The sequence below is a fragment of the Streptomyces sp. NPDC002513 genome (assembly GCF_053595355.1).
On record NZ_JBSFXK010000045.1, the window covers coordinates 1 to 14,511 of the forward strand.

General features: G+C 70.8%; 11 protein-coding genes. 6 read left to right on the top strand and 5 right to left on the bottom strand.

Annotated elements, in window-relative coordinates:
- Positions 1 to 116: 116 nt before the first annotated feature.
- Positions 117 to 809 carry a response regulator gene (locus ACWD5Q_RS25285; protein ID WP_451429318.1) on the bottom strand — a complete coding sequence of 231 codons (693 nt, stop codon included), beginning with the start codon at positions 807 to 809 and terminating at the stop codon, positions 117 to 119.
- Positions 810 to 969: 160 nt separating this feature from the next.
- Here ACWD5Q_RS25285 and ACWD5Q_RS25290 point away from each other — a divergent pair, with 160 nt between their 5' ends.
- The 3 genes from ACWD5Q_RS25290 to ACWD5Q_RS25300 all read left to right on the top strand — a co-directional run bounded on the left by ACWD5Q_RS25290 (position 970) and on the right by ACWD5Q_RS25300 (position 3,867).
- Complete coding sequence (locus ACWD5Q_RS25290; RefSeq protein WP_451429319.1) at positions 970 to 1,785, top strand: ABC transporter ATP-binding protein; 816 nt, start codon at positions 970 to 972, stop codon at positions 1,783 to 1,785.
- Positions 1,775 to 2,638 (top strand): ABC transporter permease, encoded by an 864-nt coding sequence (locus ACWD5Q_RS25295; protein WP_451429320.1) that lies wholly within the window; start codon positions 1,775 to 1,777, stop codon positions 2,636 to 2,638. The genes ACWD5Q_RS25290 and ACWD5Q_RS25295 overlap by 11 nt, the downstream gene beginning before the upstream one ends.
- Before the next feature lie 164 nt (positions 2,639 to 2,802).
- Entirely contained in the window at positions 2,803 to 3,867 is a 1,065-nt protein-coding gene (locus tag ACWD5Q_RS25300) for an ABC transporter substrate-binding protein (RefSeq protein ID WP_451429321.1), read from the top strand.
- Positions 3,868 to 3,884: 17 nt separating this feature from the next.
- On the opposite strand, the gene ACWD5Q_RS25305 is transcribed toward ACWD5Q_RS25300, so the two are convergent.
- The 3 genes from ACWD5Q_RS25305 to ACWD5Q_RS25315 all read right to left on the bottom strand — a co-directional run bounded on the left by ACWD5Q_RS25305 (position 3,885) and on the right by ACWD5Q_RS25315 (position 7,339).
- Positions 3,885 to 4,574 carry a response regulator gene (locus ACWD5Q_RS25305; protein WP_451429322.1) on the bottom strand — a complete coding sequence of 230 codons (690 nt, stop codon included), beginning with the start codon at positions 4,572 to 4,574 and terminating at the stop codon, positions 3,885 to 3,887.
- The gene (locus tag ACWD5Q_RS25310; RefSeq protein ID WP_451429323.1) at positions 4,571 to 6,304 is read right to left on the bottom strand and encodes an ATP-binding protein; all 1,734 of its coding nucleotides are present in this window, start codon (positions 6,302 to 6,304) and stop codon (positions 4,571 to 4,573) included. Before ACWD5Q_RS25310 ends, ACWD5Q_RS25305 begins: the two co-directional genes overlap by 4 nt.
- Positions 6,305 to 6,388: 84 nt before the next feature.
- Positions 6,389 to 7,339, bottom strand: a complete 951-nt coding sequence (locus tag ACWD5Q_RS25315) for a sucrase ferredoxin (protein ID WP_451429324.1) — start codon at positions 7,337 to 7,339, stop codon at positions 6,389 to 6,391.
- Between the two features lie 384 nt (positions 7,340 to 7,723).
- Between ACWD5Q_RS25315 and ACWD5Q_RS25320 the strand changes: the two genes are divergently transcribed.
- The gene (locus ACWD5Q_RS25320) at positions 7,724 to 8,854 is read left to right on the top strand and encodes a CobW family GTP-binding protein (protein ID WP_451429325.1); all 1,131 of its coding nucleotides are present in this window, start codon (positions 7,724 to 7,726) and stop codon (positions 8,852 to 8,854) included.
- A 1-nt stretch (position 8,855) separates the two neighbouring features.
- Here ACWD5Q_RS25320 and ACWD5Q_RS25325 read toward each other — a convergent pair whose 3' ends face one another.
- On the bottom strand, positions 8,856 to 11,312 hold the full coding sequence (locus ACWD5Q_RS25325) for a DNA gyrase/topoisomerase IV subunit A (RefSeq protein ID WP_451429326.1): 2,457 nt from the start codon (positions 11,310 to 11,312) through the stop codon (positions 8,856 to 8,858).
- A gap of 295 nt (positions 11,313 to 11,607) precedes the next feature.
- Here ACWD5Q_RS25325 and ACWD5Q_RS25330 point away from each other — a divergent pair, with 295 nt between their 5' ends.
- Positions 11,608 to 12,987 carry a M16 family metallopeptidase gene (locus ACWD5Q_RS25330; RefSeq protein ID WP_451429327.1) on the top strand — a complete coding sequence of 460 codons (1,380 nt, stop codon included), beginning with the start codon at positions 11,608 to 11,610 and terminating at the stop codon, positions 12,985 to 12,987.
- The gene (locus ACWD5Q_RS25335; protein ID WP_451429328.1) at positions 12,984 to 14,372 is read left to right on the top strand and encodes a M16 family metallopeptidase; all 1,389 of its coding nucleotides are present in this window, start codon (positions 12,984 to 12,986) and stop codon (positions 14,370 to 14,372) included. The genes ACWD5Q_RS25330 and ACWD5Q_RS25335 overlap by 4 nt, the downstream gene beginning before the upstream one ends.
- Positions 14,373 to 14,511: the final 139 nt, after the last annotated feature.

The following is a 14,511-nucleotide window of genomic DNA, read 5'->3' on the forward strand; positions in this document are numbered from 1 at the left end:
GAAGATCCTGGCCACCTGGACCGGCGCCTGCTCGATATGCGGCCAACCCGCCCCCACTCCCGAACCCCACCACAGGACCTAACAAAGCCCTACTAAGGCCCTGCCGGGCCATGGCGCTACGGCGCCATCCACGTGTACTGGTGTTCCGGCCGTCCCGTGTCGCCGTACTTCAGGGAGAGCCGCAGTCGCCCGGCCTGTTCCAGGTGGCGCAGATAGCGCTGGGCGGTGGACCGGCTGAGCCCCGTCCTGGTGGCCACCTCGTGGGCCGAGAGCGGCTGGCCGGCCCGGTGCAGCACGTCGCAGATGAGGTCCGTCGTGGGCTCCGACTGGCCACTCGGCAGCCTGGGCGAGGAGGAGACGGGGGCGGTGCGCAGAGCGCCGAAGATACGGTCGACCTGCTCCTGGCCCGCCACACCTCGGCCGCCGACCCGGTCGACGGTGCGGCGCAGGGCGGCGTACGAGTCGAGGCGGGTGCGCAGGGCGGTGAAGGTGAACGGTTTCACCAGGTAGTGCAGGGCGCCCAGACGCATCGCGCCCTGCACGGTCGCCATATCGCCGGCCGCCGTGATCATGATGACGTCCGTACCGTGCCCGCGTTCCCGCATGCGATGGACCAGTTCGAGACCCGTCTGGTCGGGCAGGTAGTGGTCGAGCAGGACCAGGTCGATCGGGGCACGCTCCACGGCGGCCAGCGCCTGGGCGGCGCTGTGCGCGCGGGCGGCCACCCGGAAGCCGGGAACCTTCCCCACGTACTTCGCGTTGATCTCGGCGACGCGGAAGTCGTCGTCCACGACCAGGACGTCAATCATCGGGCCTCTCTCCCTCAAGCCCGGGCGAGCGTTCAGCCCGTGTTTCGGCTCCGCTGTTGTAGCGCGAGCAAAATGAGCACAACAGACTTTTGCAAGCAGAAGACGGGGTTGCGCTCACAAGACTGCTGTTGTGGCACGCACCACACCTACGGTCCGGGCCATGAGCACAGACACCAGCCCCGCCATTGAGCTACGGGGCGCGAGCAAGACCTTCCGGACCCCGTCAGGGGGTCTGCACGTGGCCGTCCGTGGCCTGAACCTGACGGTGGGACGTGGCGAGTTCGTCGCCGTCGTGGGGCCCACCGGGTGCGGCAAGTCGACGACCCTGACCCTGGTCAGCGGCCTGGAGGAGCCCACCGAGGGCGAGGTCCTGGTGGCGGGCGATCCGGTCGCGGGCGTCGGGGACAAGGTCGGTTTCGTCTTCCAGCAGGACGCCACGTTCCCCTGGCGGACGGTGCTGTCCAACGTCATGGCGGGTCCCCGCTTCCGTGGGATGCCCAAGGCGGAGGCCCGGCAGAAGGCGCGCGAGTGGCTGGGCCGGGTCGGGCTCGCCGCGTTCGAGGACCGCTACCCGCACCAGCTCTCCGGCGGCCAGCGCAAGCGTGTCGCCCTCGCCGCGACCTTCGTCAACGACCCCGAGATCCTGCTCATGGACGAGCCGTTCTCGGCGCTCGACGTGCAGACCAGGGCGCTGATGTCGGACGAGTTGCTGGAGCTGTGGGAGGGCACGGGCGCCTCCGTCGTCTTCGTCACCCATGACTTGGAGGAGTCGATCGCGCTGGCCGACAAGGTCGTCGTGATGACCGCCGGACCCGCGACCGTGAAGCAGATCTTCGACATCGACCTGCCGCGGCCGCGCAAGGTGGAGTCGGTGCGCCTGGAGCCGCGGTTCATCGAGATCTACCGCGAGATCTGGGAGTCGCTCGGCGAAGAGGTCCGCATCACCCGCGAGAGGGGTGCCACCCATGTCGCCTGACGTCATCTCCGCGCCGTCCGCGGTCGACACCTCCAAGCCGGACCGCGCCCACTCACGCGCGCGTGCCGCCCGCAGACGCAAGGCCGTCGTGTTGCTGGCGCGTGTCCTGCTGCTGGTCGCCGTGCTGGGACTCTGGGAGGTGCTCTCCCGGGCCAAGGTCATCGATCCGTTCAACTTCTCGATGCCCTCGAAGATCTGGGACCAGATCTCCACCTGGATCACCCACGGCACCGCGCTCGGCTCGCTCGGCGAGCAGATCTGGGTCACCCTCCAGGAGGCGCTGCTCGGCTGGATCATCGGTGTGGTGGCCGGTGTGCTCTTCGGTATCGCGCTGGGGCGGATCGCCTTCCTCGCCGATGTCCTCGGTCCGTACATCAAGGTGCTCAACTCCATTCCCAGGATCGTCCTCGCACCGATCTTCGTGATCTGGTTCGGGCTCGGGCCGTCCTCGAAGGTGGCGTCGGCCGTCGTCCTGGTCTTCTTCCCGGTGTTCTTCAACGCCTTCCAGGGCGCCCGCGAGGTCGACCGCAACCTCGTCGCCAACGCGCGCGTCCTGGGCGCCAGTGACCGGCGCGTGACCCTTCAGGTCGTCATCCCGTCGGCCACCTCGTGGATCTTCACCAGCCTCCACGTCAGCTTCGGCTTCGCCCTCATCGGCGCCATCGTCGGCGAGTACATCGGTGCCACCAAGGGCGTCGGTCTGCTCGTCGCCCAGTCGCAGGGCACCTTCAACGCGGCCGGTGTGTATGCCGCGATGGTCATCCTCGCGGTCGTCGCGCTGGTGGCCGAGGGACTGCTCACCTTCGCCGAGCGCCGCATCTTCCGCTGGAAGCTGTCCGAATCCGAGCGCTGATCGGCCCGGTCCGGCCCTTCTTGCCCGTTCCTAGCCTTCTAGCCCGTTCCAGACCTTCCCGCTCGCTCCATCCCTCTTTCCCGCTCTTCTCGGGAGCCGCGCTCCGTCATCGGGAACGCGTGTTCCTCCTCCCGCACCGCCCTCTCACAAGGACGTGAACCGCCATGCGCAAGTCCGCCAGAATCGCCGCTCTCGCCGCGACCGGCCTGCTCGCCGTCACCTCGCTCACCGCCTGCGCCAACGACGCCGCCACCACCGCCGCCTCCTCCGGTTCCGGCAGCAAGGGGGACGGCAAGGGCGAGAAGGTCAAGATCATGGTGGGTGGGCTGGACAAGGTCATCTACCTGCCCGCCATGCTCACCCAGCGGCTCGGCTACTTCGACGCCGAGGGCCTCGACGTGGAACTGCTGAGCGAGCCGGCCGGCGTGCAGGCCGAGACGGCGCTCGTCTCCGGCCAGGTCCAGGGAGCCGTCGGTTTCTACGACCACACACTCGATCTCCAGACCAAGGGCAAGCACGTGGAGTCCGTGGTGCAGTTCTCGCACGCGCCCGGCGAGGTCGAGATCGTCTCCAACAAGGCCGCCAAGGACATCACCTCGCCCAAGGACTTCAAGGGCAGGAAGCTCGGGATCACGGGCCTCGGTTCTTCGACCGACTTCCTCACCAAGTACCTGGCGGTCACGAACGGTGTGCAGGTCAGCGAGTTCAGCCCGGTCGCCGTCGGGGCCGGTCCGACGTTCGTCTCCGCCCTCCAGAAGGGCTCCATCGACGCGGGTATGACCACGGACCCGACCGTCGCCACGGTCATCCAGAAGAACCTCGGGCAGGTGCTCGTCGACATGCGGACCCCGCAGGGTTCGCAGGAGGCGCTCGGCGGCCCGTACCCGTCGTCGAGCCTCTACATGCAGACGGACTGGGTCAACAGCCACAAGGACACGGTCCAGAAGCTGGCCAACGCGTTCGTGAAGACCCTGAAGTGGATGTCCACGCACTCCGCGAACGAGATCGCCGCGAAGATGCCCGCCGACTACTCCCAGGGCGACCAGACGCTCTACGCGAGCGCCGTCAAGAGCACGCTGCCGATGTTCACCGCGGACGGCGTGATGCCCGCGAACGGGCCCGAGACGGTGGAGAAGGTCCTCAAGGCGTTCAACCCCAACATCAAGAACGCCACCATCGACCTCGACAAGACGTACACCACCGAGTTCGTCAAGAAGGCCGCCGGCTGAGCCCACCAGCCGTGCCCTCAGGTGCGGGCCGCCCAGACGTAGCGATGCTCCGGGCGGCCCGTTTCGCCGTACTTGAGGGTCAACGCGGCCCGCCCCGTGCGTTCCAGGAGTTTCAGATAGCGCTGGGCGGTCTGGCGGCTCAGTCCCGTCCGGTCGGCGATCTCCTGGGCGGACAGCGGCCCCTCGGCGCTCACCAGGGCACGGCGTACGAGGTCCGCCGTGGTGGGGGAGTGGCTCCTGGGGAGTCCCGGCGCCGATGCGGCCGACAGAGCACCGAAGATGCGGTCGACCTCGGGCTGCCCGGCCTCCCCGCCGCCGTCGAGGGTGCGGCGCAGTTCGGCGTAGGCCTCCAGTCTGGCGCGCAGGCCTGCGAACGCGAACGGCTTGACCAGGTACTGGAGGACCCCGTACCGCATCGCCGCCTGTACGGTCCGCACATCACGCGCCGCCGTCACCATGATCACGTCGGTGTCGTGACCACGCCGGCGCATCTCCTGGACGACCGCGATCCCGGTGTCGTCGGGCAGGTAATGGTCCATCAGCACCAGGTCCGGACGGGGCGGGGTCTCCAGCCGGCGCAGTGCCTCGGCCGCGCTGTGCGCCTTCGCGGTCACCCGGAAGCCGGGGACCTTCTCCACGTACGCGGCGTTGACCCGGGCGACGCGGGTGTCGTCGTCCACGACCAGGACGTCGATCGGCCGGCTCATCGCGACTCCTCCGCGCGGCCGTGAACTGGCGCCGTCAGGCCGGTTCCGCCGCCCCCGGATGTTCCCTGCGGGGGAACGAGGCCCCGGCGGTTCCCGGCGGCCGGCGGCACCGGCGGGCCGGACTCTTCGAGTGCCTCCGGCAGGACGACGGTGAACTCCGCGCCCCCGCCCTCCGCCTCGTCCACGTGGGCCGTGCCGCCCTGGCGTTCGGCGAGACGGCGCACCAGCGACAGGCCGATCCCGCGTTTGCCGTAGGCCGGGGGCTGCTTGGTCGACCATCCGTCGGTGAAGACCAACTCCCGCCGCTCGGCCGGGATTCCCGGTCCCGTGTCACGCACCCGGAGGACCGCCGTGCGTCCCTCGGCGCGCAATGCGACGTCCACGCGCGCGTACGGTGTGCCCGCGACGGCATCCAGGGCGTTGTCGACCAGGTTGCCCACGATCGTGACCACACCCCTCGGGTCGATCAACCGGTCCGGCAGCAGCGTGCTGTCCGCGATCCACAGGGCCACGCCGCGCTCCGCGGCGACCGTGGCCTTGCCCACCAGCAGGGCGGCGAGCAGCGGGTCGTGGATCTTCTCGGTGACCTGTTCCGCGGTGGCCCGGTGATCGCCCACCACCTCGCCGACGAACTCCACGGCGTCTTGGTACATCTCCAGTTCGAGCAGTCCCAGGAGCGTGTGCATCCGGTTGGCGTGCTCGTGGTCCTGCGCGCGCAGGGCGTCGATCAGGCCGCGCGTCGAGTCCAGTTCCCGCCCCAGCTGCTCCAGCTCCGTGCGGTCGCGCAAGGTGGCGACGGCGCCTCCGTCGTCGGTGGGCATGCGGTTGGCGACCAGGACCCGGTGCCCGCGCACGGTGAGCAGGTCGGTGCCCGTGACACGGCCGGCGAGCACATCGGTCGTACGGCCCTCGCCGAGCGCTGCGTCGAGGGACCGGCCGACGACCTCGTCGCCGATGCCGAGCAGACGCTGCGCCTCGTCGTTGAGGAGGCGCACCCGGCCCGCGTGGTCCAGGGCGACGACACCCTCCCGAATGCCGTGCAGCATCGCCTCCCGTTCGGCCAGCAGCGCCGAGATGTCGGAGAAGGCGAGGTCGCGGGTCTGCCGCTGCACCCTGCGCGAGATCAGATACGCGGCCAGCGCGCCCATGGCGAGGGCCGCGCCCGCGTACGCGAACAGCCCTGGTATCGCGTGGATGAGCCGGGCCCGCACGCTGTTGTACTCGATGCCCACGGAGACCGCGCCGATGATCCGGCCGTGCGCGTCCCGCAGCGGCACCTTGCCGCGGGCCGAGCGCCCCAGGGTGCCGCTGTCGATCTGCATGACCTCCTTGCCGGCCAGAGCCTTGCGCGGGTCGGTGGAGACCGGCTTGCCGATCTGCGCGGGGTCCCGGTGCGACCAGCGCACGTGCTGCATGTTCATCACCACGACGTACTCGGCCCCGCTGGCCTTGCGGATGCGTTCCGCCTGGGCCTGCACGGGCCCGTCGGCCGACGGCCGTGTCGACTGCAGGTCCTCGGCGATCTGCGGCTGGGCCGCCGTGGCCTGCGCGATCGCCAGGGCCTGGCGCATCGCCTGTTCGTCCAGCATGTGACCGAGCGGGGCCAGGAACAGCCCGGTCGCGAGTACGGCGACGCCCGCGGCGATCGCCACCTGCATGAGCAGGAGCTGCGAGAACATCCGCCGCGGCAGACCGAGGCGCAGCCGTCGTGCAGGGGGAGAGGGGCTCATGCGTACGACGGTACGGGGACGGGCGTGCCGTGCCGCAGGGGGGTGTGACGTGGATCTCCTGGGGTTGCCCGCGGGGCGTGTGTCTCAGCGGTGCGCGGGGTCCGCGACGGCCGCGGCGTCCAGTTCCCGTACCGACACGACGTCCATCCGGGCCGGTGAACCCAGCGCCGAACCGCAGCTTTCCGGGCGCGGCGGCAGGGAGGCGCCCTGCGCCACGAGGACCCGCCACAGCCGGCCGTCGGTGTGGGCGACGGTGACCTCCCAGCGCGGTGCGGCGCCCTCCGTGCGGATGACGGTCAGCGCGTCCGCCGCGTACTCGTGGGCCGATGTGCGCACCGCCAGCTCCGCCGCCTGCGCGGGGCGCTCCCAGGCGGAGCTGCCGCGGCAGCCCTCGACCACGACCCGTCCTTCGCGCACGCCGTGGAGGACCTCCTTGACGTGCGGAGCCTGGGCCCGCCCGTACGCGTATCCGAACGGAAGGACGAGGAGCGTGGGGGAGAAGCGGTGGCCGCCGAGGTGGGTGACCTCCCAGACACCGTCGACCCCCGAGGCCGTCAGCTCCGCCGCGAGGGGGCGGCCGAGCAGGGCGCAGCAGCGGTCCCGCCTGCCGTTGGTGCAGACGAGAGTGAGGGGATCACCTGTGTGGGACCGGCCCTGGAGCGATGCGTCGAAGGTGTGGGGATCGCCCATGCCGAGCGCCGTGAAGTCCAGGTCGAGCAAGCGTTCCGGCTCGGCTGTCGTGGCGGTGTGCAGCCATACCTTTCCCGGAACGGTGTGGGCCGCATACACCTGCCGCAGGGAGGGCGTGCCGCAGTCGGCATGTCGGCCGGGGCGGCGGATGAGCGCGATGCGCACACCGGTGCCGTCCGCGGCCGCCTCGAGGGCGCGGCCGAGTGCCGGATCCAGGTGGCTCGCGGTGAGCGCCTGGGGACCCCAGGGGCCGGGCTGCTCCAGGAGCAGCCATGTCCTCGCGGTCGCTGCGGTCCCCGCGAGGGGCTCGTCGAGGTCCCGGGACGCGGTCGTGCACGTACTCACAGAGGTGAGCCTAACCTGACTTCACCTACGGCGACTTCCCACCGCGCGCCCGGACGCCGCGGGGCGGGCGCCCGCCACTGCTGGGCAGCGCCCTCAGACCCGGGCACCGACGCCGCCACCGTGCACTCCGTCGAGGGCGTGTCATGCGGTGATCCGTGCGCTGGACCGCGCGTGCGTTCGCTCGCTGCCGGTGGCGGCGACGGACGCGGGCGGTACAACCTCGTCTTCCCGGCGGTCCATGCCGGCCGGGCCGTACTCGGCAGCGGAGGCAGGCCCCACGTGGCACCGCCTGCGCCGCCGACCTGCGTTCATCGCGCGGGGACGCCCTCTCGTATCCTGGGGCGGCATTTCGTGCTGGGACGTCGGTGTGAGAAGGGGCGCGAGTTGAGTCGGTCGTCGTCGGGTTCGCGGCAGGTTCCGGTCGTCGTACTCGCCGGATTCCTGGGGTCGGGCAAGACCACCCTGCTCAACCACCTTCTCCACCACAGCGGAGGCAGTCGCATCGGCGCCGTCGTCAACGACTTCGGGGACATCGAGATCGATGCGATGGCGGTCGCCGGGGCGCTCGGGGACTCCACGGTCTCCCTCGGCAACGGATGCCTGTGCTGCGCCGTCGACGCGAGCGAACTCGACGGCTATCTCGACCGGCTCGCCCAGCCGTCCGCCGGTGTCGACGTCATCGTCATCGAGGCCAGCGGGCTCGCCGAACCACAGGAACTCGTCCGCATGCTGCTCGCCAGCGAGCAGCCGCGGGTCGTCTACGGAGGACTCGTGGAGGTCGTCGACGCGGTGGAGTTCGACGCCACCCGCCGGCGGCATCCGGAACTCGACCGGCATCTCGCCCTCGCCGACCTCGTCGTCGTCAACAAGACCGACCGGACCGACGACGGCGAACGGGTCGTCCGGCTCGTGCACTCGCTCACCGACGGGGCCGCGGTCGTACCGGCCTCCTACGGGCGTGTCGATCCCGAGCTGCTCTTCGACTGCCGGCCGTCCGAGGAACGGATCGGGCAGCTGTCCTTCGACGACCTGCACCGGCACGACGGCCATGAGCACGGTCGGCAGGGGGCCGGTCACGAGCACGACGACGATCACCACGTCCATCTGCACGCGGCCTACGACAGCCTGTCCTTCCGCTCGGACACGCCCATGAACCCCAGGCGGCTGCTGGACTTCCTGGACACCAGGCCGCAGGGGCTCTACCGGATCAAGGGGTACGTCGACTTCGGCGCCGCCGATCCGCACAACCGGTACGCCGTGCACGCCGTCGGGAGGTTTCTGCGCTTCTCCCCAGAGGCCTGGCGCGCGGGCGACGAACGGCTCACCCAGCTCGTCCTCATCGGGGCCGGCATCGACAGCGCCGCCCTCCGCAAGGAGCTCCAGGCGTGCACGGACGACGCCCCACAGGCCGACGAGCACAGCATGTGGGGCGTCCTTCGATACGTCCGGGACCGGGAGACCGAGGCCACCGAGCACGTCGGTGATCCCGGTGATCCCGGTGACGTCGAGGGCTGAACTACACCGGTCCCGCCACCGCCGCGACCGTCTTGGCCAGCGACACACCCGAGCCGTCGCGCCGCGGGTCGATCTCGGGCAGCTCGGCCGGCATGCCGTTCTTCTGCGCGGCGCGGGCCGGCGTCGGGCCCGCCCACGCCAGTGCCAGGCAGTCCTCGCCCTTGAGGAACCGCTGGCAGCGGACACCGCCCGTGGCCCGGCCCTTGCGCGGGTACTGGTCGAACGGGGTCAGCTTGGCGGTCGTCTGCACCGAGTCGTCGAGCGTGCCGCGCGAGCCCGCGACGGTGAAGACCACCGCGTCGACCGCCGGGTCCACCGCGGTGAAGGAGATCACCTTCGCGCCGTCCGTGAGCTTGACGCCCGCCATGCCTCCCGCCGGGCGGCCCTGCGGGCGCACCTGGGACGCCGGGTAGCGCAGGAGCTGCGCGTCGTCCGTGATGAAGACCAGGTCCTCCTCGCCGGTGCGCAGTTCGATGGCGCCGACGATCCGGTCGCCCTCCTTCAGGGTGATGACTTCCAGCTCTTCCCTGTTCGCGGGGTAGTCGGGGACGACCCGCTTGACGACGCCCTGCTCCGTGCCGAGCGCGAGGCCCGGGGATGACTCGTCCAGCGTCGTCAGACAGACCACCGTCTCGTCCCCCTCCAGGGAGACGAACTCCGACACCGGCGCACCCCCGGAGAGGCTCGGCCGCGTCGCCGTCTCCGGCAACTGCGGCAGGTCGATCACGCTCAGCCGCAGCAGCCGCCCTGCGGACGTCACCGCGCCCACCTCGCCGCGTGCCGTCGCCGGGATCGCCGAGACGATCACGTCGTGCTTCGCGCGCCTGCCCTCGGTGTCCTCCTCGAACGGGTCGCCGTCCGCCGTCCGGGCCAGCAGGCCCGTCGACGACATCAGCACCCGGCACGGGGCGTCCTCGACCTGCAGCGGCACCGCCGAGGCCGGGGCACCGGAGGACTCCAGGAGGACCGTACGCCGCTCCGTGCCGAACTTCTTGGCCACCGCGGCCAGTTCGGCCGAGACCAGCTTGCGCAGCTCCGCGTCCGACTCCAGGATCCGGGTCAGTTCCGCGATCTCGGCGTTGAGCCGGTCCTTCTCCGCCTCCAGTTCGATGCGGTCGTACTTGGTCAGCCGGCGCAGCGGGGTGTCGAGGATGTACTGCGTCTGGACCTCGCTCAGCGAGAAGCGCTCCATCAGGCGCTCCTTGGCCTGCGCGGAGTTCTCGCTGGAGCGGATCAGGCGGATGACCTCGTCGATGTCCACCAGCGCCGTGAGCAGGCCCTCCACCAGGTGGAGGCGGTCGCGCTTCTTTCCGCGGCGGAACTCCGAGCGGCGGCGGACGACGTCGAAGCGGTGGTCGAGGTAGACCTCCAGCAGCTCCTTGAGGCCCAGGGTGAGCGGCTGGCCGTCGACCAGCGCCACGTTGTTGATGCCGAAGGACTCCTCCATGGGCGTCAGCTTGTAGAGCTGCTCCAGGACCGCCTCCGGCACGAAGCCGTTCTTGATCTCGATGACCAGGCGCAGACCGTGCTCGCGGTCGGTGAGGTCCTTGACGTCGGCGATGCCCTGGAGCTTCTTCGAGCCGACCAGGTCCTTGATCTTGGCGATCACCTTCTCCGGGCCGACCGTGAAGGGCAACTCCGTGACGACGAGACCCTTGCGGCGTGCCGTCACGTCCTCCACCGACACCGTGGCGCGGATCCGGAAGGTGCCGCGGCCCGTCTCGTAGGCGTCCCGGATGCCCGAGAGGCCGACGATCCGCCCGCCGGTCGGCAGATCGGGGCCCGGAACAAGCCTCATCAGCGCGTCCAGGTCCGCGTTCGGGTGGCGGATCAGGTGGCGGGCGGCCGAGATGACCTCACCGAGGTTGTGCGGCGGCATGTTCGTGGCCATGCCGACCGCGATGCCCGAGGCGCCGTTCACCAGGAGGTTGGGGAAGGCGGCGGGCAGGGCCACCGGCTCCTGCTCCTGGCCGTCGTAGTTGGGCGTGAAGTCGACCGTGTCCTCGTCGATCGACTCGGTCATCAGGCCCGTCGCCTCGGCCATACGGCACTCGGTGTACCGCATGGCGGCCGGCGGGTCGTCGTTGCCCAGGGAGCCGAAGTTGCCGTGGCCGTCGACCAGGGGGACGCGCATCGAGAAGGGCTGGGCCATGCGCACCAGGGCGTCGTAGATCGACGCGTCGCCGTGCGGGTGCAGCTTGCCCATGACCTCGCCGACGACGCGGGCGCACTTCACATAGCCGCGCTCGGGGCGCACGCCCATCTCGTTCATCTGGTAGACGATCCGCCGGTGCACCGGCTTGAGGCCGTCGCGGGCGTCCGGCAGGGCCCTGGAGTAGATGACCGAGTACGCGTACTCGAGGAAGGAGCCCTGCATCTCGTCCACGACGTCGATGTCGAGGATCTTCTCCTCGTACGAGTCGTCGGGAGGCGGGGTCTTCGTGCTGCGGCGGGCCATTGCTGCCGGCTCCTTCACAGTCTGTGCTGGGCATGGACGAATCTGACGCCGACCATTGTGGACCGCCGCACCGACAACGCGGACCAGGGCCCGTCTTCCAGGGGCCCGGCCCGGGAACGGGCGCGCCCACGGGCCGTCAACACCGTAGGGTGTCCTCCACCCCCCGTAATCGCGGTCTCGCTCTCGGCGTACGCAGCCCGGGAACTTCTCCACTGGTCCGCACGCTTGCATACAGTGACAGGACCGGCAGGAAACCGCTGGTTTCCGCCACAGCTCCGCGAGCGAAGGGATGTACATGCCCATGGGTCACACGGCCACAGCCGAGGCAGGCTCCGGGGGCCTGACAGCGACCGAGCACCGCCTGGCCAACGGCTTGCGCGTGGTGCTCTCCGAGGACCACCTGACCCCGGTCGCGGCGGTGTGCCTCTGGTACGACGTCGGCTCACGTCACGAGGTCGAGGGCCGCACCGGCCTCGCCCACCTCTTCGAGCACCTGATGTTCCAGGGCTCGGCCCAGGTGAAGGGCAACGGCCACTTCGAGCTGGTGCAGGGCGCGGGCGGCTCGCTGAACGGCACGACGAGTTTCGAGCGCACGAACTACTTCGAGACCATGCCGACCCACCAGTTGGAGCTCGCCCTCTGGCTGGAGGCCGACCGCATGGGCTCACTCCTCGCCGCCCTCGACGAGGAGTCCATGGAGAACCAGCGGGACGTCGTGAAGAACGAGCGCCGCCAGCGCTACGACAACGTTCCGTACGGCACCGCCTTCGAGAAGCTGACCGCGCTCGCCTACCCGGAGGGCCACCCCTACCACCACACGCCCATCGGCTCGATGGCGGACCTGGACGCGGCCACCCTGGAGGACGCGCGCGCCTTCTTCCGCACGTACTACGCGCCCAACAACGCCGTCCTCTCCGTCGTCGGCGACATCGACCCGCAGCAGACCCTCGCCTGGATCGAGAAGTACTTCGGGTCCATCCCGGCCCACGACGGCAAGCCCGAGCCGCGCGACGGCTCGCTGCCCGACACCATCGGCCGGGAACTGCGCGAGGTCGTCGAGGAAGAGGTCCCGGCGCGCGCCCTCATGGCCGCCTACCGGCTGCCGCAGGACGGCACGCGCGCGTGCGACGCGGCGGATCTGGCCCTCACCATCCTCGGCGGCGGCGAGTCCTCCCGGTTCTTCAACCGGCTCGTACGGCGTGACCGCACCGCCGTCGCCGCGGGCTTCGGTCTCCTCCGGCTCGCCGGAGCGCCCTCCCTGGGCTGGCTGGACGTGAAGACCTCCGGTGACGTCGAGGTGCCCGTCATCGAGGCCGCCATCGACGAGGAGCTCGCCCGGTTCGCCGAGCAGGGCCCCACTGCCGAGGAAATGGAGCGCGCCCAGGCCCAGTTGGAGCGCGAGTGGCTGGACCGGCTCGGCACGGTCGCCGGCCGGGCCGACGAACTGTGCCGGTACGCCGTGCTGTTCGGCGACCCGCAGCTCGCCCTGACCGCCGTGCGCCGGGTGCTCGACGTCACCGCCGAGGAAGTGCAGGAGGTCGCCAAGGCCCGCCTGCGCCCCGACAACCGCGCGGTGCTCGTGTACGAGCCGGTCACGGCCGAGGCCGACACCCCGCAGGACGCCGGGACCACCGCCGCCGAAGGCACCAGCAACGACGAGGAGTCGGCGAAGTGACCGAGCTCGCGACCATGGACTTCCACCCGCAGCCCCAGCCCGGCACGGCCCGGCCCTGGGCGTTCCCCGAGCCCGAGCGCGGCGCCCTGGACAACGGCCTGACGGTGCTGCGCTGCCACCGCCCCGGCCAGCAGGTCGTCGCCGTCGAGGTGCTCCTCGACGCACCCCTGGACGCCGAGCCGGCCGGCCTCGACGGCGTCGCCACGATCATGGCGCGGGCCTTCTCCGAGGGCACCGACAAGCACTCCGCCGAGGAGTTCGCGGCCGAACTGGAGCGCTGCGGCGCCACCCTCGACTCGCACGCCGACCACCCCGGTGTGCGTCTGTCCCTCGAAGTGCCCGTCTCCCGCCTCCCGAAGGCGCTCGGGCTGCTCGCCGACGCCCTGAGGTCACCGGCGTTCGACGACAGCGAGGTCGAGCGCCTGGTGCGCAACCGGCTCGACGAGATCCCGCACGAGATGGCCAACCCGGCCCGCCGTGGTGCCAAGGAGCTCTCCAAGGAGCTGTTCCCGGCGTCCTCGCGGATGTCGCGCCCGCGCCAGGGCACCGAGGAGACGGTCGCGGCCATCGACGCCGCGGCCGTCCGGGCCTTCTACGAGCGGTATGTGCGCCCCTCGACGGCCTCCGCCGTCGTGGTCGGCGACCTCACCGGCGTCGACCTCGACGCGCTCCTCGGCGACACGCTCGGGGCCTGGACGGGGGCGCCCGCCAAGCCGCGCCCCGTGCCCCCGGTGACGGCCGACGACACCGGCCGCGTGATCATCGTGGACCGCCCCGGTGCCGTCCAGACGCAGCTCCTCATCGGTCGCATCGGCGCGGACCGCCACGACCGGGTGTGGCCCGCGCAGGTGCTCGGTACGTACTGCCTCGGCGGCACCCTCACCTCACGCCTGGACCGCGTCCTGCGGGAGGAGAAGGGCTACACCTACGGTGTGCGGGCGTTCGGCCAGGTGCTGCGCTCCGCGCCGGACGGCACCGGCGCCGCGATGCTGGCCATCAGCGGCTCCGTCGACACACCGAACACCGGCCCGGCGCTGGACGACCTCTGGAAGGTGCTGCGCACCCTCGCCGCCGAGGGGCTGACGGACGCCGAGCGCGATGTCGCCGTGCAGAACCTGGTGGGTGTGGCGCCGCTCAAGTTCGAGACCGCGGCTGCCGTCGCGAGCACGCTCGCCGACCAGGTCGAGCAGCACCTGCCGGACGACTACCAGGCGACGCTTTATCAGAAGCTCGCCGAGACGGGCACGGTCGAGGCCACGGCCGCCGTCGTGAACGCCTTCCCGGTGGACCGTCTGGTGACCGTCCTGGTGGGCGACGCCGCGCAGATCGAGGAGCCCGTCAAGGCGCTCGGCATCGGTGAAGTGCGCGTCGTACGAGCCGAGTAGGGACTCCTCGTACACGCGTCCGGAGCGGCGACGCTCCGCAGGGCCCTGGTGACGTCTTCCGTCATCGGGGCCCTGCCTTTCGAGCCCTGCCGGGGTTTTGTCCGTATTGCCGCAGAGACTGCCCGTCTGCCCTGTGGGA

Excerpts from the sequence above, each read along its gene's own strand:
- ACWD5Q_RS25310 (WP_451429323.1), bottom strand. The coding sequence starts at position 6,304 with ATGAGCCCCTCTCCCCCTGCACGACGGCTGCGCCTCGGTCTGCCGCGG.
- ACWD5Q_RS25305 (WP_451429322.1), bottom strand. The coding sequence starts at position 4,574 with ATGAGCCGGCCGATCGACGTCCTGGTCGTGGACGACGACACCCGCGTC.
- ACWD5Q_RS25285 (WP_451429318.1), bottom strand. The coding sequence starts at position 809 with ATGATTGACGTCCTGGTCGTGGACGACGACTTCCGCGTCGCCGAGATC.
- ACWD5Q_RS25325 (WP_451429326.1), bottom strand. The coding sequence starts at position 11,312 with ATGGCCCGCCGCAGCACGAAGACCCCGCCTCCCGACGACTCGTACGAG.
- ACWD5Q_RS25300 (WP_451429321.1), top strand. The coding sequence starts at position 2,803 with ATGCGCAAGTCCGCCAGAATCGCCGCTCTCGCCGCGACCGGCCTGCTC.
- ACWD5Q_RS25295 (WP_451429320.1), top strand. The coding sequence starts at position 1,775 with ATGTCGCCTGACGTCATCTCCGCGCCGTCCGCGGTCGACACCTCCAAG.
- ACWD5Q_RS25330 (WP_451429327.1), top strand. The coding sequence starts at position 11,608 with ATGCCCATGGGTCACACGGCCACAGCCGAGGCAGGCTCCGGGGGCCTG.
- ACWD5Q_RS25290 (WP_451429319.1), top strand. The coding sequence starts at position 970 with ATGAGCACAGACACCAGCCCCGCCATTGAGCTACGGGGCGCGAGCAAG.